This window comes from Rubritepida flocculans DSM 14296, assembly GCF_000425365.1.
Taxonomy (GTDB): Bacteria; Pseudomonadota; Alphaproteobacteria; order Acetobacterales; family Acetobacteraceae; genus Roseococcus; species Roseococcus flocculans.
Map to the genome: position 1 here is coordinate 17757 of NZ_AUDH01000018.1, position 18679 is coordinate 36435.

The window sequence follows — 18679 nt, forward strand, 5'->3', positions numbered from 1 at the left end:
TGTGGCGCGCCGATGCCGACTGCCAGGGTGGGCGGATGAAGTTTTCTTCGTCTTGGCGCATGGTCCGGCCCATGGGCGTATGGTCGCGCCGCGCGGGCGGGGATTCGGTCGGGAAGGGGGCGGTTTCGACATGGCGGCGCGACGCCTTCTGCTGCTGACCGAGGATCCCGCGCTGGCCGCGCTGCTGCCGGCGCAGCTCGCGCAAGGAACGGAGTTCCGCGCCGAGCCCGAGCCCCCTTCGGCCGGCGAGGCGCGGCTCGCCGCCGCCGAGGGCCGGCTGGAGGCCACGCTGCTCGACGCCGACGCCCCCCCGGGCCCCGCCCATTGGGCCCCCCGGCTGCGCGCCGCCGGGGCCGGCCGGCCGGTGCTGGTGCTCGGCGCTGCAACCCCCCCCGAGGGCGCGGCGGACGCCCTGCCCAAGCCGCTGCGCCTGCCCGATCTCGTGGCCCGGCTGCGCAGCGCCCTGGCCGCCTTCGAGGCCTCGCCGGAGGCCACCATCCCGTTCGGCGGCCTCGCCTTCCACCCGGTCGGCCGCTTTCTCGCCGCGCCCGAGGGCCCGCGCATCCGCCTGACGGAAAAGGAGGCCGCCATCCTGCTGCACCTGCACCGGGCCGAGGGGCGCAGCGTGCCGCGCGCGGAGCTGCTGGGCGAGGTGTGGGGCTATGCGCGCAGCGTCAGCACCCACACGCTGGAGACGCACATCTACCGGCTGCGCCGGAAGATCGAGGCCGCGCCGGGCGGCGCGGGGCTGCTGGTGACGGAGGAGGGCGGCTACCGCCTCGGCGCCGCCCCCGCTTCCGGTCAGGCGAACTGCGCCGGGCGCGGCACGTAGAGGAAGCCCTCGCCGTCCCGGATGATGCGGCCGAAGCCGGGCCAGGGCACATGCACGCCGCCCATCAGGATGCGCTCCTCGGCCAGCATGGTCAGGGTGCGCACGCGGCTCTCGACGCCCATCGCCGAATCCACGTCCACGCCCACGCGCCAGCGCGGCCGGGCGAGCTGGATCACCATCTGGTGCGCGATGTCGCCCCAGATCAGGATGGACTGGTTCTGGCTGGTGACGCGGAAGCTGACATGGCCGGGCGTGTGGCCGGGCGCGGGCTCCAGGAAAACGCCCGGGATCACCTCCAGCCCCTGGCGCATCTCGACCGTGCGGATGCGGCCCGGATAGGGGCGGATGGCGCGGCGCGCCGCCTCGATGAAGCGCTGGCCCTGCGGCACCCGACTCTCCATCGCGGGGTCGGTCCAGAACTGGTGGTCGATCTGCGTGACCACCACCTCGGCATTGGGGAAGTTGCGCGTCGTGCCGTCATAGCTGAGGCCGAGCGCGTGCTCAGGGTGGATGTGCGTCAGCAGCACCGTGTCCACCTGCTCGGGCGTGTAGCCGGAGGCGCGCAGCGCGGCCAGCGTCTGGCCCGTGGTGGGGATGAAGCTCGAATGCCCGCCGCAGTCGATCAGCGCGAGGTTGCGGCCCGTGTTGAGCAGATAGGCGCCGACCGGCTGGTGCAGCCCCGCCTCGATGGCGAAGGCGCGCTCGCGCAGCGGTGCGATCTCGGCCGGGGTGCTGTCGGGGAAGAAGTTCTGGATATTGGCGTTGGTGCCCTGCATCGCGCCGTCGAGAAGGGTGGTCACCTCCACATCGCCCACCTTGAGGCGGTGGAAGCGCGGCGGCATCGGGCCGCGCTGCGGCGGAACCCCGTTGGCCTGGGCCGCGCCGGGCAGGGCGGCCAGGGTGGCGGCGCCCGCGGCGCCGAGCAGCGCGGCGCGGCGGGCCAAGGGCAGCGTGCTCTCGTTCATGAGGACCGTCTCCCGTTGCGGTGGCGCAAGTTCTACTGTGGCGGTCGGGAAATGTCAGCCCGTTCATCTTGTAACCATGTGTGACATCATCGCGTGTCGCCGGCAGGGAGCCGCCCCATGAAGGCCATCGCCTACCGCCACAGCCGCCCCCTCGGCGAACCCGACGCTCTGGAGGATGTGACGCTGCCCGCCCCGCCCGCTCCGCAGGGGCGCGACCTGCGCGTGCGGGTCGAGGCCGTCTCGGTGAATCCGGTGGACGCGAAGCTGCGCGCCAAGGCCGACCCGGGCGGCGAGCCGCGCGTGCTCGGCTTCGACGGCGCGGGCGTGGTGGAAAGCGCGGGACCGGACTGCACCCTCTTCCGCCCCGGCGACCGCGTGGTGTGGGCCGGCGTGCCCAACCGCCCGGGCAGCAACGCCGAACTCCAGCTCGTGGACGAGCGCATCGTCGGACGCATGGCGCGCTCCCTTTCCTTCGCCGAGGCGGCCGCCCTGCCGCTGACGACGCTCACCGCCTACGAGGCGCTGTTCGACCGGCTGCGCATCCCGCGCGCCACGCTCAGGCGGGGCGAGGCAGTGCTGATCCTGGGCGGCGCGGGCGGGGTGGGCTCCATGGCGGTGCAGCTCGCCGCGCGGCTCACGGGGCTCTCGGTCGTCGCCACCGCCTCCCGCCCCGAGAGCGCGGCCTGGTGCCGGGAACTCGGCGCGCAGCACGTGCTGGACCATGCGGGGGATCTCGTCGCGCAAGCGAAGGCGCTGGGGCTTTCGGTGCCCTGCATCTTCTCGACCACGCAGACGGCGCGGCACTGGCCCGCGCTGTGCGAAATCCTGGCGCCGCAGGGGATGATCTGCGCCATAGACGAGGCGCCGGGCCTCGACATCGCGCGGCTGCGGGCCAAATCCGCGGGGTTCCACTGGGAGGGGATGTTCGCCCGCGCCCTGTTCCGAACCCGCGACATGGCGCGTCAGCACGCCATCCTGAACGAGCTGGCCGATCTGCTGGAGGCGGGGGCGCTGCGCACCACCCTGACCCGGAACCTGGGCCGCATCTGCGCTGCGAGCCTGCTCGCCGGCCATGCGCTGGTGGAGGAGGGGCGGATGATCGGCAAGGCGGTGGCCGAGGGCTGGCCGGATTGACCCTGCCTGTCGAGGAGGCGCTGCCCGCCCTGCGCGCCGCGCTGGCCGAGGGCGCGACCGCCGTGCTGGTCGCGCCCCCCGGCGCGGGCAAGACCACGCGCGTGCCGCTCGCATTGCTCGAGGAGCCCTGGGCGCGCGAGGGCAGGCTTCTGGTGCTGGAGCCGCGCCGCGTCGCCGCCCGCGCCGCCGCCCGCCGCATGGCCGAGACGCTGGGCGAGCCGCTGGGCCGAACCATCGGCCTCGCCACGCGGCTCGATCGCGTCGTCTCCGCCGCCACGCGCGTCGAGGTGATCACCGAGGGGCTGCTGGTGCGCCGCCTGCAGTCCGACCCCGGGCTGGAGGGCGTGGCCGGGGTGCTGTTCGACGAGGCGCATGAGCGGCATCTGGAGACGGATCTCGGCCTCGCCCTCTGCCTCGACCTGCAGCGCGGATTGCGGCCGGAGTTGCGGCTGCTCGCCATGTCCGCCACGCTGGACGCGCGCGGCTTCTGCGACCTCATGGGCGCGCCGCTGATCGAGAGCGCGGGCCGGGCCCATCCCGTGCGCGTCGAGCACGCGAAGCGCGACATCCAGGACCCGCGCGACCTGCCCGAGGCCATGGCCGCCGCCATCCGCGGCGTGATGGCGCGCGAGGGCGGCGATGTGCTGGCCTTCCTCCCCGGCTGGGGCGAAATCCGCCGCACCGCCGAGCGCCTTGGCGGGATCGAGGCCGATGTGCTGCCGCTGCACGGCGAGCTTTCGCCCGCCGAGCAGGACCGCGCCCTCACCCTGGGCCCGCGGCGGCGCGTGGTGCTGGCGACCTCCATCGCCGAGACCTCGCTGACGGTGCCCGGCGTGCGCATCGTGGTGGATGGCGGCTTCCGCCGCGCCCCGCGGCTCGATCCGGCGACGGGGCTCACGCGCCTCGTCACGCTGCGCATCAGCCGCGCGGCGGCCGAGCAGCGGGCGGGGCGCGCCGGCCGCACCGGGCCGGGCGTGGCCATCCGCCTCTGGAGCGAGGCGCTGCACCGCGGCCTCGCCCTGCAGGACCGGCCGGAGATGCTGGAATCCGAGCTTTCCGCCCTCGCCCTCGACTGCGCGGCCTGGGGGGCGGACCCCGCGACCCTGCCCTTCCTCGACCCCCCGCCCCCCGGCGCGCTGGCCGCCGCCCGCGCCCTGCTGCGCGACCTGGACGCGCTGGACGAGGCGGGGCGCATCACGGCCATGGGCCAGCGCATGGCGCGGCTCGGCGCGCATCCGCGCCTGGCGCGCATGATGGCGGCGGCGGAGAACGAGGGCGAGGCCGCGCTCGCCGCCGACCTCGCGGCGCTGCTGGAGGAGCGCGACCCGCTGCGCCGCGCGAGCGCGCGCGGGGCACAGACGCGCGAGCCGCCGGCCGACATCACGCTGCGCCTCGACGCGCTGCACGGCCATGGCCGCGAGGAGGCGGACCCCCAGGCGCTGCGCGCCATCCGCCGCACCGCCGCGCTGCACCGCCGGCGGCTCGGCGTGCATGGCAACACCGCGCCCGAGGGCGATGCGGGCGCGCTGCTCGCCGCCGGCTTCCCGGACCGGATCGCGCTGAAGCGCGGCGCGATGGACGGCGCCTTCCGCATGGCCTCCGGCCAGGGCGCGCGGCTCAGCGTGGCGGACCCGCTGGCGAAATCCCCCCTGCTGGCGGTGGCGGACCTGGAACTGCGCGGGACGGAGGCGCGCATCCGCATGGCCGCGCCGATCTCCCGCGCCGCGCTGGAGGCGCGCTTCCCCGGGCGTTTCCGCACCGTCGAGGGCGCGGCCTTCGACGCGCGGGCGGGCGCGGTGCTGGCGCGGCGGCGGCTGATGTTCGGGCCCCTCGTTCTGGAGGAGACGCCGCTGCCCCAGGCGGACCCCGCCGTGATCGCCGTCGCGCTCGCCCGCGCCGCCGCCGAGCGCGGCTTCCGCGACCTCGACTGGAGCGAATCGGCGCGGCAGCTCCGCGCCCGCATCGCGCGGATGCGCGCCCTGGAGGGCGAGCCCTGGCCCGATGTGAGCGACGCCGCCCTGGCCGCGCGGGCGGAGGAATGGCTCGCCCCCTGGCTCTCGGGAATGACGAAGCTGGCCGAGCTCAAGGGCGTGGATGTGGCGCAGGCGCTGCTGCCGGGCGAGCTGCGCCGGCGGCTCGACGCCGCGCTGCCCGCGCGCATCGCCCTGCCCCAGGGGCGCAGCGCGGCGGTGGACTACACGGCCGAGATTCCCACGCTGGAGGCGCGCGCCCAGCACCTCTACGGGATGCGGGAGATGCCGAAGCTCGCCGAGGGGCGGGTGCCGCTGCAGGTGGCGCTGCTCTCGCCCGCCGGGCGGCCCATCGCCATCACCCGGGATCTGGCGGGCTTCTGGAAGACGGGCTGGGCCGATGCGCGCAAGGACATGCGCGGCCGCTACCCGAAGCATGACTGGCCGGAGGATCCCTCGGCGGTCTGAACGCGAAAAGGGCGGCGCCCGGCGGCGCCGCCCCCCCCCTGCTTCCTCGCCTGGCGCGCGGATCAATCCGCGCCGGCGATCTTGGCCTCCTTGGTCTCGCCGCGGGTCTTCCACAGCGAGAAGAGCACCCCGCCCAGGATCAGCGCGAGCGTGACGCCGAGCGAGATCGCGGGGTCGAGCTTGCCCACGATGTTGTTCCAGAAGATCTTGGCGCCGATGAACACCAGCACCATGGCGAGCGCGTATTTCAGATACTCGAAGCGGTGCACCATCGCCGCCAGCGCGAAGTAGAGCGCGCGCAGGCCGAGGATCGCCATGATGTTCGCCGTATAGACCACGAAGGTGTCGGTGGTGATGGCGAAGATCGCCGGCACGCTGTCCACCGCGAAGATCAGGTCGGCGATGTTGATGACCACGAGCGCGACGAAGAGCGGCGTGGCCGCCAGCACCATCCGGCCCTTGGCCTCGTCCCTCTCGCGCACGAAGAACTTCTGGCCGTGCAGCTCCTTCGTCACGCGCATGCGCTTGTTGAGGAACTTCACGACCGGGTTCTTCGACACGTCCGGGTCGCTTTCGGGCACCACCAGCATCTTGATGCCGGTGGCGATCAGGAAGGCGCCGAAGAAGTAGAGGATCCAGTCGTATTCCTGCACCAGCGCGGCGCCGACGCCGATCATGACGCCGCGCAGCACGATCACCGCGATGATGCCCCAGACCAGGGCGCGATACTGGTATTTCCGGGGGATCGCGAAGTAGGTGAAGATCAGGCTGATGACGAAGACGTTGTCGATGGACAGCGCCTTCTCGATGAAGAAGCCCGTGAAATAGGTGATGCCGGCATGGGTGCCGTCGCTGGTGGTGATGTGCCCGGCCTCATAGGCCCACCAGATGGCGCCGCCATAGACGATGGCGAAGCCGATGTAGAAGGCGGAGAGCACGAGGCTCTCCTTGATGTCCATCTCCTTGTTCTCCTTGTTGAGAACGCCGAGATCGAAGGCCAGCAGGGCGAGCACGACGGCGATGAAGCCCACCCACATCCAGATGGGCTTGCCGACCCATTCGAGGGCCAGAAATTCCATGACGCTTCTCCTCCGCGGCGGGTCGAATGCTTCCTGGCCGCCGCGATGTTGGCAGGAAGATCCGACATCGCGGTGAACGGGGGATTGCCCGCCCAGCCGCCAGAGGGGCCCGGATCGCGCCGCTACATGGCGCAGCCGTAACGCGGATGCAAGGGGGAACTGAACCGGGGCTGAACCGATCCGTGACGCTGCCGGAAGAAGGGCGCGGCCTCATTGCATCGCGCCGCGCCCCGCCCCACATGGCGGGCGCGGGACGGTTTGCGCTCGCGCCGCGCGCGCACTAGTTTCCCGGCACGAAAAAGCTCTCACGGGATCGAGGCGCGACGATGGGTTCCTTCAGCATCTGGCATTGGTTGGTCGTTCTGCTCGTCGTGCTGCTGCTCTTCGGCAGCGGCAAGATCAGCAGCCTGATGGGCGACCTCGCCACCGGCATCAAGTCGTTCAAGAAGAACATCAAGGACGACGAGAAGCCCGCCGACGCCTCGATGACGGCGGAATCCGCCCCGCCCGCCGCCCCGGCCGGCACCATCCCCGGCCCGCAGGGCGCGACCGCCACGGCGGCCCAGGCCCAGCCCGAGGGCGCCTCGGGCCCGCGCCCCGCGGCCTGATCGCGTCATCCCGCCAGGGCCGGCGCGCCCCCGCGCCGGCCTTTCGCATGTCATGACCCCCATTCCGATCGAGGCCATCGAGGCGATCCGCGCCGCCGGGCGCCGCATGGACGCGCGCGGCTGGGTTCCGGCCACCGCCGGCAACATCTCGCTGCGCCTCGCGGACGGGCGCATCGCCATCACCCGCTCGGGCGTCCACAAGGGCTTCATCCCCGAGGACGGGGTGATGACGGTGGACCTCGAGGGCAGGCCGGAGGCCTCCAACCTCCGCCCCTCGGCCGAGACGGGGCTGCATTGCGGCATCTACCGCCGCTTCCCCGGCGCGGGGGCGGCGCTGCACGGGCATTCCGTGGCCGCCACCACCCTCTCGCGCCGCCGCGGCGACCATGTGCTGCTCGCGGGCTATGAGCTGCTCAAGGCCTTCCCCGGCCTGGCCACGCATGAGGCCGCCATCCGCCTGCCCATCCTGGACAACGACCAGGACATCGCGCGGCTTCAGGCCCGGGTGGAACAGGTCTGGGATGCCGACCCCGCGCATCCTCCGGGCTACATCCTGCGCGGCCATGGCGTATATGTCTGGGCCGAGGACATGCCGGGGGCGCTGATGCGCCTCGAGGCGCTCGAATTCATGCTGGCCTGCGAACTCGAAGCCGCGCGCCTGCCCTGACCACCCCGCTTGGAAGGGAGAGACCGCCATGAGCCGCCTCACCGTCTGGGACGCCGACACCAAGGCCGAGCTGCTCCGCACCGAGAACCCGGAGGAGATCGCCGCCACCCTCAAGGCCGTGGGCGTGCGCTTCGAGCGCTGGCCCGTGGCCGATCTGCCCGAGGGCGCCGGGCCCGAGCAGGTGCTCGAGGCCTATCGCCCGCGCCTCGACGCCTTCCTGGCCGAGACCAAGGCCGGCACGGCGGACGTGATCCAGCTCACGCCCGACCACCCGATGAAGGACGCGCTGCGCGACAAGTTCCTCAAGGAGCACACCCACACCGAGGACGAGGTGCGCTTCTTCCACGAGGGTGCCGGCAATTTCGTGCTGCACATGAACGGCAAGGTCTATGACGCCCACTGCACGAGGGGCGACCTGATCAGCGTGCCCGCGAACACCCGCCACTGGTTCGACAGCGGCGAGGCGCCGCGCTTCACCGTGCTGCGCGTCTTCACCGACAGCTCGGGCTGGACGCCGCACTATACCGGCACGGACATGGCCGAGCGCTTTCCCGTCGTCGTCGGATAGTCTCGGGGCGGGGCCGGCGGCCCCGCCTCCCCCGCGCGGACGCCCCGATGATCACGCATCTGCTCACCGACATCGAGGGCACCACCACCTCGATCGCCTTCGTCCATCGCACCCTCTTTCCCTACGCCGCCGAGGCGCTGGAAGGCTTCCTCGCGGCGCATGGCGAAGACCCCGAGGTCGCGGCCCTTCTCGCCGAGGTGCCTGGCCCCGACCGCCTCGCCACGCTGCGCGAGTGGATGGCGCGCGACGTGAAGGCCACGCCGCTCAAGGCGTTGCAGGGGCTGATCTGGCGCGCGGGCTACGCCTCGGGCGCGCTGCGCGGCCATCTTTGGCCCGATGTGCCGGGGGCGCTGCGCGCCTGGCGGGCGCGCGGCCTGCGCCTCGCCGTCTATTCCTCCGGCAGCGAGGAGGCGCAGCGCCTGCTGTTCCGGCACTCCGAGGCGGGCGATCTCGAACCCCTCTTCGAGGGCTTCTTCGACACGCGCATGGGCGGCAAGCGCGAGGCGGAGAGCTACGCGCGCATCGCCGCCGCCTGGGGCGCGCCGGCGGGGGCCGCCCTCTTCCTCTCCGACGTGGCGGAGGAGCTCGACGCCGCCCGCGCCGCGGGCTTCGCCACCTGCCAGCTCGTCCGGCCCGAGGACGGGACCACCCCTTCGGGCCGCCACCCGGAAGCCCGTGATTTCAACGATGTGACAGCCCGCCTCGGCGGGTGACAGGCCGCCCGCCCACCGCTACACGCCCCCCACGTCCCGACAGCGCGGAGCCTCGTGCATGCTCACGACCTACACCGTCGAGAACGGCAAGCTCGCCCTGCGCGAGGGCATGCGCGAGGCCGAGGCGCTGCGCGCCGCCGTCTGGATCGACCTGCTGAACCCGACCCTGGAGGAGGAGCGCAGCGTCCAGGACGCGCTGGGCTTCGAGCTTCCCACCCGCGAGGAGATGCAGGAGATCGAAAGCTCCTCCCGCCTCTACCGCGAGGGCGACGTGCTGTTCCTCACGGCGAGCTTCCTGCACGGCGCCGACACGGAGGACTACGCCTCCTCCCCCATCACCTTCGTGCTCTCGCCCTCGGCGCTGGTCACGGTCCGGCACGCCACGCCCAAGGCCTTCATGGTGTTCGGCGCGCGCTGCCAGCGCACGCCCGCCCAGCTCCTCACCAGCCCGGACGCGGTGATGCTGCACCTGTTCGAGCAGATCGTGGACCGGCTGGCCGACATCCTGGAGCGCACGGGTGCGGACATGGACCGCGCCATGCACGCCGCCTTCAAGACCGCGCGCAGCGGCGAGAAGGTGGACAAGAAGGACCGCGACCTGCGCGCCGCCCTGCTCTCGCTCGGCACGGTGGGCGAGGTGACCGCCCGCACCGCCGAGACGCTGCTCGGGCTCACCCGCATCCTCACCTTCGTCAGCGCCGAGAAGGCGAACGCGGTGCGCAAGGAGAACCAGCCCCTGCTCAAGACGCTGGTGCGCGATGTGCGCAGCCTGGCCGAGCACGGCAACTCCCTGAACCACAAGGCGACCTTCCTGCTGGACGCCGTGCTCGGCATCATCAACGTCGAGCAGATGAACATCATCAAGACCTTCACCGTGGTCAGCGTGGCGCTGATGCCGCCCACGCTGATCGCCAGCATCTACGGAATGAACTTCCAGTTCATGCCCGAGCTGGAATGGACCCTGGGCTATCCGCTCGCCATCGTGATGATGCTGGCCAGCGCCATGGGGCCGATCTGGTATTTCCGCCGCAAGGGCTGGCTGTAGCGGCGCTACATCTCCTCGCCTTCGGCCGCGCGGATCAGCTCGCGCAGCCGCTCGGCCCCGCCGGGCAGGCGCGGATGGATGGCCAGCGCGGCCTCGAAGCTGCGCAGCGCGCCGCGCGCGTCGCCCGCCTCCTCCTGCAGGCGCGAGAGGGTGACGAGGGCGGGGAAGTGGCGCGGCTCCAGCCGCAGGCATTCGCGCAGATCGGCCGCCGCCGCCGCCGCGTCGCCCGCCGCCGCATGGGCCTGGGCGCGCCAGTGCCAGGCGTCCGCGAGGCCGGGGGCCAGCACGATCGCCGCGTCGAAATCCTCCAGCGCATCGGCCGGGTTGCTGGCGCGCAGGTTGCGGATGCCGCGGTTGAGCAGCAGCGCCACCGCCGCCGTGGCCTGCCGCGCCCAGAGCTGGCGCACCACCGATTCGGCCAGCCGCGCGCCCTGCTCGTCGGGGGCTTCGCGCAGCGCCTCGAAGGCGCGATCGAGGTCGCGCGCCAGCGCGGCCCCGGGCCCTGACGGGGCTTGTGCCGCGGCGGGGCCCGCGAGCAGGATCAGGCACAGCAACGCGGCGAGGGCGTGGCGCATGGCCGGATGTTCCGCGCCCCCGCGCCCCCGCGCAAGGACCAAGAGCGCCCGTGACCCAGGCCCTGATTCCCGCCGCGCCGCTCGACCCCGACGCCGTGCTCGACCGCGCGGCGGCGGAGTATCTGGCGGCCCGCGGCGCGCTCACCACCGCCCTCGACCGCGCGGCGAGCGCCGTCCAGCGCGGCATGATGCGCCTGCCGCCGGAGATCCAGCGCCTCGCGGCCGAGCGCGCGCGCGAGGGGCTGGAGCTGGCCTGGCGCGTCGCCATCCTCGGCCTCGACCCCGAGACGCGGCGCGAGCACGGGGCGGCCTACCGCCTCACCGGCGCGCTCTCCGGCGCGCTGGGCGGCTTCGGCGGGCTGCCGACCACCCTGGCCGAGCTGCCGGTCACTACCAGCCTCATCATGCGCTCGGTCGCCGACATCGCGCGGGCGCGGGGGCTCGATCTCGGCGCGGAGGAGGTGCGGCGCGCCTGCATCGAGGTCTTCGCCTTCGGCGGCCCGCTGGAGGAGGATGACGACGCCGACCTCGCCTTCTGGATGACGCGGCTGGCGGGGCAGGAGGTGGCGCAGCTCATCGCCGCCGTCATCGCGCGCTACGCGCCGGTGCTGGTGACGAAGCTCGGCGCCCAGGCCGCGCCGCTGGTGGGGGCGGCGGTGGGGGCCGGGCTCAACCTCGTCTACATGGCCTTCTACCAGCGCATGGCGCGGGTGGTGTTCGATCTGCTGCCGCTGGAGCGCGCCCTGGGGCGCGAGGCCGCGCGCCGCGCCTTCGCCGCGCGGGTGGACGCGAAGCGCCGCGCCCGCGGGGAGGATGCGCGGTTCCGGCGCTGATGCGGGCGGCATGACATGCCGACCGTATCGCGCGCAGGGTTGGCGTGGCGGCTGCGCGCCAGAACACAGGCATGCCAGCGGCCGCACCGCAGCTTCAGGAGTTAAGATCAGCGGCCGCTGGTATGAGGCCCGCGGCACACAGGCGTGATGCGGGCGGCATGTCGCGCCGGCCGGATCACCCCCGCCCCAGCCGCAGCCCCGTCTCGCGCACGATGGAGCGGAACTTCTCCACCTCCGCCGCCACGAAGGCGCGGGTGCTCTCGGGGCTGGAGGGCTCGGCCGGGTCGATGCCCGCGGCGGCGAGGCGCCGGCGCAGCTCGGGATCGGCCAGCGCCTCCATCGCCGCGCGGTTCAGCCGCTCCACGATGGGGGCGGGGATGCCGCGCGGGCCCTGCAGCACGTTCCAGGTGATGATGTCGAAGCCCTCGAGCCCCGCCTCGTGCAGGCTCGGCACCTCGGGAAGCTGCGGGTGCCGCGCGCGGGAGGTGACGGCGAGCGGACGCGAGGAGCCGTCGCGCAGATGCGGCAGGGCGCTGGCCAGCACTTCGAAGGAGAAGTCGATCTCCGCCTTCTTCATCGCCTCCAGCACGGCCGCGCCGCCGCGATAGGGCACGTATTCGCCCCGGAAACCCGCGCGGTGGGCGAAGAGCTCGCCCGTCAGGTGGCCGATGCCGCCGGAGCCCGAGCTGCCCCAGAGCAGCGGCGCGCGCGCGGCCTTCGCGGCGGCCGCCAGCTCCGCCACGCTGCGGTGCGGGGAGCTGCCCGGCACGGCCACCACCAGCGGCCCGCCGCCCAGGATGGCGATGTGCGTGAAATCCGCCACCGGATCGTAGCGCACCGTCTCGGGCAGGGCGGCCGGGTTGGTCGCGTGCGAGGAGGCGGAGGACATGGTGAGCAGATGCCCGTCCGGGTTCTGCCGCGCCACGAACTCCGCCCCCACCGAACCGCCCGCCCCGGGCCGGTTCTCCACGATCATGCGCGCCTGGGGGCCGAGGCGCGGGGCCATGCGCTCGATCAGCAGCCGCGTGCCGATGTCCACCGAGCCGCCGGGCAGGAAGCCGACGACGACGCTGATCGGCCGGTCCGGCCAGGCGGGCTGGGCGAGGGCCGGCGCGGCGGCCAGCAGGGCGGGCGTGGCGAGCAGGGCGCGGCGGCGCATGGCGTTCTCTCCCGAGGGTTTTCCCGGGAGATACGCCCCTCAGCCGCGCCGGTCGAGGGCGGCGGGGCGCGGCCCGCCCGCCATCCAGTCCAGCAGCTCCACCGTGTGCACCACCGCCATCCCCTCGCCGGCGAGCTGCGTCATGCAGCCGATGTTGCCGGCGGCGATCACCTCGGCGCCGGTGCGCTGCAGGTTCTCGAGCTTGCGCGCGCGGAGCCGGCCGGCGATCTCGGGCTGCATCAGGTTGTAGGTGCCCGCGCTGCCGCAGCAGAGATGCGCCTCCGCCGGCTCCTTCACCGCGAAGCCGGCGCGGGCGAGGAGCTGCTTGGGCAGCGCCGTGATCTTCTGCCCGTGCTGCAGCGAGCAGGCGGAGTGGTAGGCGACGGTGAGGCCCGGCGGCTCGCGCGTCGGCGCATAGCCGAAGCGGTCCAGCACCTCGGTGATGTCCATGGCGAGGGCGGCGACGCGGGCGGCGGCCTCGGCCTCGGGCTCCGTGCGGAACATGAAGCCGTAGTCCTTCAGCGTGGTGCCGCAGCCCGAGGCGTTGACCACGATGGCGTCCAGCCCCTCGCCCGCGATCTCGGCCGACCAGGCGGCGATGTTGGCGCGCGCGGCGGCCATGGCGGGATCGTGCTGCCCCATGTGGTGCGTCAGCGCGCCGCAGCAGCCCTGGCCGGGGGTGATCACCACCTCGAGCCCCATGCGCGTGAGCAGGCGGATGGTCGCCTCGTTGATGGCGGGGTTCAGCACCTTCTGCGCGCAGCCCGTCAGCAGGCCGACGCGGCCGCGGCGCGGCCCCTGGGCGCGGTGCACCTGCGCCTCCTGCATCGGGCTCGGCGGCGGCAGGGAGGCGGGGGCGAGGGCGAGCATGGCGCGCAGCCGCTGCGCCGTGGCCGAGCCGCCCGGGATCAGCCGCGCGAAGGGGCGGCCCAGCCGGGCGGCGCGCAGCGCCGCGCGGAACAGCCCGGGCCGCGGCAGCACCGCGCCCAGCACGCGGCGCAGCAGCCGCTCGGGCCAGGGGCGCGTGTAGGTCTCCTCGATGTGGCGGCGCGCATGGTCCACCAGGTGCATGTAGTGCACGCCCGAGGGGCAGGTGGTCATGCAGGAGAGGCAGGAGAGGCAGCGGTCGATGTGCCGCGCCTCCAGCTCCGTGGCCGGGCGGCCGTTCTCCAGCATGTCCTTGATGAGGTAGATGCGCCCGCGCGGGGAATCCAGCTCGTCCCCCAGCAGCAGGAAGGTGGGGCAGGTGGCGGTGCACATGCCGCAATGGACGCAGCTGCGGAGGATCCTGTTCGCCTCCGCGATGTCCGGGTCCTGGAGCTGTTCGGCGGTGAAGCTGGTCTGCATCCGGCGGGGTCAGAGGCGCGTGAGGGTGAGGGCGAGCAGCAGGGCCCCCAGCACGCCCATCGCCGCCGGCCCCGCCACGCCGACGTGATAGGCGTTCTCCGGCCGCTCGCACAGGGCCGCGGAGACGCGCCAGGCGGCGCGCGCGAAGCCCAGGCAGGCAAGGAGCGCGCCCAGCACCGCCAGCAGCGCCGTCGCCAGCCCCGGATGCCGCGCCTCGAAGCCGCGCCCGGCCTCGATCACCGCCACCACGGCCGGCGTCATCTCCACCGTCGCCAGCAGGGCGGCGGCGAACCAGGCGGCGGCGCCCGCGAAGGCGTAGGGCAGCACCGCGGGCAGCCAGCCCAGCCCCGGCGCGGTGCCGTAGCGTTGCATCTGCGCCAGGGTGAAGGTGGCGAGCATGAGGGCGAGCGGAATCCAGATCATGCGGGGCGGCCTTTCCTGAGCCTGGGCGCGGCGCGACGGGCGGGCCGCAAGACCCAGCACCGCGCTCGGATATGACGGCCAAACCGGGCTTGCAAAGCCCCGCGGACGTGTTCCGCCCGGATCAGGCCCGCATCCGCCCCGGGTTCAGGATCCCCGCCGGATCGAGCACCGCCTTCACCCGCGCGCCGATGGCCGCCAGCGCCGGCGCCTCCTCCGGCAGCACGGGCAGGGCGGCGCGCAGCGCCTCGGGCGCGCGGAACAGGGCGAAGGCGCCGCCCGCCGCCGCGCGCGTCACCGCCGCATGGGCCGCCTCCGTCGCCGGCCCCGCCACCCAGACGAGCCCCCCGCCCCAGTCGAGCAGCAGCTTCGCCCCGAAGGCCGCGCCCAGCGCCGCGCAGGCGGCCGGCGCGGCCGAGGGGGCGAGGGAGAGGCGCCACACCGCCTCCTCCGGCGCGGCGGCCAGCGGCTCGGCGTCGCGCACCGCGCGCCAGAGCGCCACCGAGGCCGCCTCATCGAGCCGCGCGACCTCGCCGAAGCCGCCCAGCGTCTCGCTCAGCCGATCGAGCCGGTAGCGCACCGAGGGGGCGAGATCCTCCACCCGCACCAGCGCCAGGCAGCCCGTCAGCGCCCCGAACCCCGCGGGCAGCAGCGCCGCGCCCGAGACGCCGAAGGGCGAGCCCAGCGCGGCCGAGAGAGCGCGCACCCCGGCCGCGATGTCCGGCACGCGCAGGGCCAGGCTGCCCGAGGTCTCGGCCCGGGGCAGCACCTTGAGCGTGATCTCGGTCAGCACGCCCAGCGTGCCGTGCGCGCCGGTGAGCAGCTTGCACAGGTCGAGCCCGGTGACGTTCTTCAGCACCCGCCCGCCGGAGCGGAACACCTCGCCCTCGCCGGTGACGGCGCGGATGCCGAGCACATGGTCGCGCGTCGCGCCCCAGGCGATGCGGCGCGGCCCCGAGAGATTGGCCCCCACCACCCCGCCCAGCGTGGCGGGCAGATCGCCGCCGAAGAGCGGGCGCGGATCGGGCGGCTCGGCGATGAGCTGCTGGTTGTGCGCGGCGAGCGCCGCCTCGATCTCCGGGATGGGCGTGCCCGCGCGGGCGCTGATCACGAGCTCCGTGGGCCGATAGAGGGTGATGCCGGTCAGCGCGCGGGTGGAGAGGGTGCGCGCGGCCTGGACAGGCCGCAGCATGGCGCGCTTGGTGCCATGGCCCTCGACGGCGAGCGGCTCGCGCGCCGCGGCCGCGGCGCGCAGCGCGGCCGCGACCTCCTCCTCGGTGGCGGGGAGCATCACGCCGCGCGCCTTTCCCCGTCCGTCAGCGGGAACACCTTGGCGGTGTTCAGCAGCCAGCCGGGATCGAAGGCGGACTTGATGGCGCGCTGCAGATCGAGCTCGGCGGCGGTGAACTGCACCCCCATGAGGTCGCGCTTCTCCACGCCCACGCCGTGCTCGCCGGTGAGGCAGCCGCCCACCTCGACGCAGAGCTTCAGGATGTCGGCGCCGAAGGCCTCGGCCTTGCGGAAGCTCTCGGGGTCGTTGGCGTCGAACATGATCAGCGGGTGCAGGTTGCCGTCCCCCGCGTGGAATACGTTGGCGACGCCGAGGCCGTATTGCGCGCTCATCTCGCCGATGCGCTTCAGCACGAAGGGCAGCGCGCCCGTGGGGATGGTGCCGTCCATGCAGAGATAGTCGGGGCTGATGCGCCCCACCGCGCCGAAGGCCCCCTTGCGCCCCTTCCAGATGGCGAGGGACTGCTCGGCGCTTTCGGCCAGCTTCATGCTGCTCGGCGAGAAGCGCGCGCAGATGTCGCGGATCATGCCGAGCTGCATGTCCTGCTCGGCCTCCGAGCCCTCCACCTCGATGATCAGCATGGCCTCGGCGTCCAGCGGGTAGCCGGCATGGGCGAAGGCCTCGCAGGCATGGATGCAGGGCTTGTCCATGAACTCGAGCGCGACGGGGATGATTCCGCTGCCGATGATCGCGGCCACCGCCTGGCCGGCCACCTCGACGGAATCGAAGGCGGCGAGCATGGCGCGCGCGCCCTCGGGCGAGCGCAGCAGCCGCACCGTCACCTCGGTGACGATGCCGAGCTGCCCCTCGCTGCCGGTGATGAGGCCGAGCCAGTCATAGCCCGCGGCGTCGAGATGGGCGCCGCCGATGCGCAGCACCTCGCCCTCGATGGTGACGAAGGTGAGGCCGAGCAGGTTGTTGGCCGTCACGCCGTATTTCAGGCAATGCGCGCCGCCCGAGTTCATCATCACATTGCCGCCGATCATGCAGGCGAGCTGCGAGGACGGGTCGGGCGCATAGAAGAAGCCCTCGGCCTCCACCGCCCTGGTGATGCCGATGTTGGTCACCCCCGCCTCCACCACCGCGTAGCGGTCGGGCAGGTTCACCTCCAGGATGCGGTTCATCCGCATCAGGCCGATCACCACCGCATCCGCCAGCGGCAGCGCGCCGCCCGAGAGGCTGGTGCCCGCCCCGCGCGGCACCACCCGGATGCCGTTCGCGTGGCAGTAGCGCAGCACCGCCGCCACCTCCTCCGTGCTGCGCGGCAGCACGACGGCGAGCGGCATCTGCCGATAGGCGCTGAGCCCGTCCGTCTCATAGGGCTTGAGGCGGATGGGTTCGCCGATCACCGCATCCCCGGGCAGCAGCCGCGCGAGATCGGCCAGGATGGCGGGGCGGCGGGCGAGGATCTCGGCCTTGGGCTCGGGCAGTCGGATCATGGGGCGGGGTCCGGGAGGCTGCGGCGGAAGATGCGGCCTCCGCCGCCCCGCCGCAAGGCGCGGCGCTCAGCGCGGCGCGGCCTCTCCGGCCTCCACCGTGCGCCCGGCGCGGTGGCGGCGCATCAGCCAGAGGCCGAGGCCGATGCTCCCCGCCAGCAGCGCGGCCGAAAGCGCCATCTGCCAGGCCCCGTCCACCCGCACCCCCTTGCCGAGCAGGGCGAAGACCAGCGTCTGCGGCAGGTAGCCCAGCGCCGAGGCCAGCAGGAAGGGCGCGGCCGCCACCCCCGCCATGCCCGCCAGCAGGTTCAGCGCGAGGTTGCTGCCCACGGGAAAGAGGCGCAGCGCCAGCGTCGCGCCGAAGGCGTTCTCGCGCAGCAGCCCGACCATGGGGCGCAGCCGCGGGCCGAAACGCCCGGCCAGCCGCCGCTCCACCCAGCCCTGCCCCACGGCGCGCGCCCAGAAGAACACCCCCGCGCAGCCAAGCAGCGTGGCGAGCAGCGCGAGCGCGAGGCCCAGCGCCGCGCCGAAGGCGTAGCCGCCCAGGAAGGCCACCGCCTGGCGCGGCATCCCGGCCGCCGTGGCCGCCGCGCCCGCCAGCACGAAGAGCGTCTCGCCCAGCAGCCCCTGGTCGCGCACATAGCGGTCCACCCACTCGGTGCCGGGGGCGGCGCCGATCTCGCGCAGCAGCAGCCCGCCGAGCACCAGCCCCGCCACCAGCAGCAGCAGCTTGCCGAGCGCGGCGCGCGTCACGGCTCGATCACCTCGGGCCGGCGGCCCCGGCGCTGCAGCCAGGCGACGCCCAGCACGTCCAGCACGCTCACCGCCAGCCGGTCGAAGGTGCCGTAGTTGGAGCGCCCATGCCGGCGCGGCCGGTGGTTGACCGGCACGCTCACCACCCGCGCCCCCGCGCGCAGGGCGAGCGCGGGGAGGAAGCGGTGCATGTGGTCGAAATGCGGCATCTCGAGGAAGAGCGCGCGCGGGAAGACCTTGAGCCCGCAGCCGGAATCGGGTGTGGCGTCCCGCAGCAGCCGGGCGCGGATGCGGTTGGCGAGGCGCGAGGTGAGGCGCTTCACCGCCCCGTCGCGGCGGGTGACGCGATGGCCCGCCACCAGCACGCGCGGCCCCTCGCGGGCGGCCACGGCCAGCAGGGCGGGGATGTCGGCCGGGTCGTTCTGCCCGTCGCCGTCCAGGGTGGCGATCCACTCGCCGCGCGCCGCCTTCACGCCCGTGATCACCGCGGCGGACTGGCCGCAGCCCTGGCGGTGGCGCAGCACGCGCAGGGGGGCGGCGCGCGCGGCCTCGGCGAGGATGGCGGGGGTGGCGTCGGTCGAGCCGTCGTCCACGCAGAGGATTTCGTGCGCAACCCCGGCCAGGGCGGCCTCGATCTCGCCGATCAGGGGGCCGATGTTCTCCGCCTCGTTGCGCACGGGGATCACGACCGAGACACGGGGCGCTTCCAGCATCGGCGGGGCGTTACCAGCGCGGGCAGGCGGCCACAAGGGAAGGGGATTCGCGCGGCGCGTGCATTTCCATGGGTTAACCGGGGCGGGTGGGCGTAATATGTGA

Annotated in this window: 19 protein-coding genes; 9 read left to right on the forward strand and 10 right to left on the reverse strand. The window is 73.8% G+C overall.

Translation table 11 applies throughout. The features are described from left to right. Nucleotides 1-130 precede the first annotated feature (130 nt). Nucleotides 131-832 carry a response regulator transcription factor gene (locus tag H596_RS0113285; protein WP_027285308.1) on the forward strand — a complete coding sequence of 234 codons (702 nt, stop codon included), beginning with the start codon at nucleotides 131-133 and terminating at the stop codon, nucleotides 830-832. On the opposite strand, the gene H596_RS21525 is transcribed toward H596_RS0113285, so the two are convergent. Next, entirely contained in the window at nucleotides 802-1797 is a 996-nt protein-coding gene (locus tag H596_RS21525) for an MBL fold metallo-hydrolase (protein WP_051212985.1), read from the reverse strand. The two genes, H596_RS0113285 and H596_RS21525, sit on opposite strands and share 31 nt — an antisense overlap. Nucleotides 1798-1914: 117 nt before the next feature. On the opposite strand from H596_RS21525, the gene H596_RS0113295 reads away from it, so the two are divergent. Continuing rightward, nucleotides 1915-2931, forward strand: coding sequence for a zinc-binding alcohol dehydrogenase family protein (locus tag H596_RS0113295; protein ID WP_027285309.1), 1017 nt, complete (start codon nucleotides 1915-1917; stop codon nucleotides 2929-2931). Further along, nucleotides 2928-5369, forward strand: coding sequence for an ATP-dependent helicase HrpB (gene hrpB / locus H596_RS0113300; protein WP_245584012.1), 2442 nt, complete (start codon nucleotides 2928-2930; stop codon nucleotides 5367-5369). The genes H596_RS0113295 and hrpB overlap by 4 nt, the downstream gene beginning before the upstream one ends. A gap of 62 nt (nucleotides 5370-5431) precedes the next feature. On the opposite strand, the gene H596_RS0113305 is transcribed toward hrpB, so the two are convergent. Beyond that, on the reverse strand, nucleotides 5432-6448 hold the full coding sequence (locus H596_RS0113305) for a TerC family protein (protein ID WP_027285311.1): 1017 nt from the start codon (nucleotides 6446-6448) through the stop codon (nucleotides 5432-5434). A 326-nt stretch (nucleotides 6449-6774) separates the two neighbouring features. Here H596_RS0113305 and H596_RS0113310 point away from each other — a divergent pair, with 326 nt between their 5' ends. From H596_RS0113310 to H596_RS0113330, 5 genes are read left to right on the forward strand one after another with little or no spacing between them, the layout of a single operon-like run. Continuing rightward, a complete protein-coding gene (locus H596_RS0113310; RefSeq protein ID WP_027285312.1) occupies nucleotides 6775-7056 on the forward strand; it encodes a twin-arginine translocase TatA/TatE family subunit in 282 nt (93 codons plus the stop codon). 52 nt (nucleotides 7057-7108) lie between these two features. Then, nucleotides 7109-7723, forward strand: a complete 615-nt coding sequence (locus H596_RS0113315) for a methylthioribulose 1-phosphate dehydratase (RefSeq protein WP_027285313.1) — start codon at nucleotides 7109-7111, stop codon at nucleotides 7721-7723. A 28-nt stretch (nucleotides 7724-7751) separates the two neighbouring features. Further along, the gene (locus tag H596_RS0113320; protein ID WP_027285314.1) at nucleotides 7752-8291 is read left to right on the forward strand and encodes a 1,2-dihydroxy-3-keto-5-methylthiopentene dioxygenase; all 540 of its coding nucleotides are present in this window, start codon (nucleotides 7752-7754) and stop codon (nucleotides 8289-8291) included. Nucleotides 8292-8338: 47 nt separating this feature from the next. Next, nucleotides 8339-9004 (forward strand): acireductone synthase, encoded by a 666-nt coding sequence (gene mtnC / locus H596_RS0113325; RefSeq protein WP_027285315.1) that lies wholly within the window; start codon nucleotides 8339-8341, stop codon nucleotides 9002-9004. Nucleotides 9005-9062: 58 nt separating this feature from the next. Then, nucleotides 9063-10049: a magnesium transporter CorA family protein gene (locus H596_RS0113330; protein ID WP_027285316.1), complete on the forward strand. Its 987-nt coding sequence runs from the start codon at nucleotides 9063-9065 to the stop codon at nucleotides 10047-10049. 5 nt (nucleotides 10050-10054) lie between these two features. Here the strand turns inward: H596_RS0113330 and H596_RS21530 are convergent, their stop codons facing one another. Further along, nucleotides 10055-10624 carry a tetratricopeptide repeat protein gene (locus H596_RS21530; RefSeq protein WP_051212987.1) on the reverse strand — a complete coding sequence of 190 codons (570 nt, stop codon included), beginning with the start codon at nucleotides 10622-10624 and terminating at the stop codon, nucleotides 10055-10057. Between the two features lie 50 nt (nucleotides 10625-10674). Here H596_RS21530 and H596_RS22990 point away from each other — a divergent pair, with 50 nt between their 5' ends. Beyond that, on the forward strand, nucleotides 10675-11457 hold the full coding sequence (locus H596_RS22990; RefSeq protein ID WP_051212989.1) for an EcsC family protein: 783 nt from the start codon (nucleotides 10675-10677) through the stop codon (nucleotides 11455-11457). Nucleotides 11458-11632: 175 nt separating this feature from the next. Here the strand turns inward: H596_RS22990 and H596_RS0113345 are convergent, their stop codons facing one another. The 7 genes from H596_RS0113345 to H596_RS0113375 form a co-directional block, all read right to left on the reverse strand. Further along, nucleotides 11633-12616, reverse strand: a complete 984-nt coding sequence (locus tag H596_RS0113345; RefSeq protein ID WP_027285317.1) for a Bug family tripartite tricarboxylate transporter substrate binding protein — start codon at nucleotides 12614-12616, stop codon at nucleotides 11633-11635. Nucleotides 12617-12655: 39 nt separating this feature from the next. Continuing rightward, nucleotides 12656-13963 (reverse strand): glycolate oxidase subunit GlcF, encoded by a 1308-nt coding sequence (gene glcF / locus H596_RS0113350; RefSeq protein ID WP_027285318.1) that lies wholly within the window; start codon nucleotides 13961-13963, stop codon nucleotides 12656-12658. Between the two features lie 9 nt (nucleotides 13964-13972). After that, the gene (locus H596_RS0113355; RefSeq protein WP_027285319.1) at nucleotides 13973-14386 is read right to left on the reverse strand and encodes a hypothetical protein; all 414 of its coding nucleotides are present in this window, start codon (nucleotides 14384-14386) and stop codon (nucleotides 13973-13975) included. Between the two features lie 121 nt (nucleotides 14387-14507). Next, nucleotides 14508-15674 carry an FAD-binding protein gene (locus tag H596_RS0113360; RefSeq protein ID WP_037301397.1) on the reverse strand — a complete coding sequence of 389 codons (1167 nt, stop codon included), beginning with the start codon at nucleotides 15672-15674 and terminating at the stop codon, nucleotides 14508-14510. Continuing rightward, nucleotides 15674-17113 (reverse strand): FAD-linked oxidase C-terminal domain-containing protein, encoded by a 1440-nt coding sequence (locus H596_RS0113365; protein ID WP_027285321.1) that lies wholly within the window; start codon nucleotides 17111-17113, stop codon nucleotides 15674-15676. The genes H596_RS0113360 and H596_RS0113365 overlap by 1 nt, the downstream gene beginning before the upstream one ends. Before the next feature lie 66 nt (nucleotides 17114-17179). After that, nucleotides 17180-17863 (reverse strand): TVP38/TMEM64 family protein, encoded by a 684-nt coding sequence (locus H596_RS0113370; protein WP_027285322.1) that lies wholly within the window; start codon nucleotides 17861-17863, stop codon nucleotides 17180-17182. Next, complete coding sequence (locus H596_RS0113375; protein WP_027285323.1) at nucleotides 17860-18576, reverse strand: glycosyltransferase family 2 protein; 717 nt, start codon at nucleotides 18574-18576, stop codon at nucleotides 17860-17862. Before H596_RS0113375 ends, H596_RS0113370 begins: the two co-directional genes overlap by 4 nt. Between the last annotated feature and the right edge of the window lie 103 nt (nucleotides 18577-18679).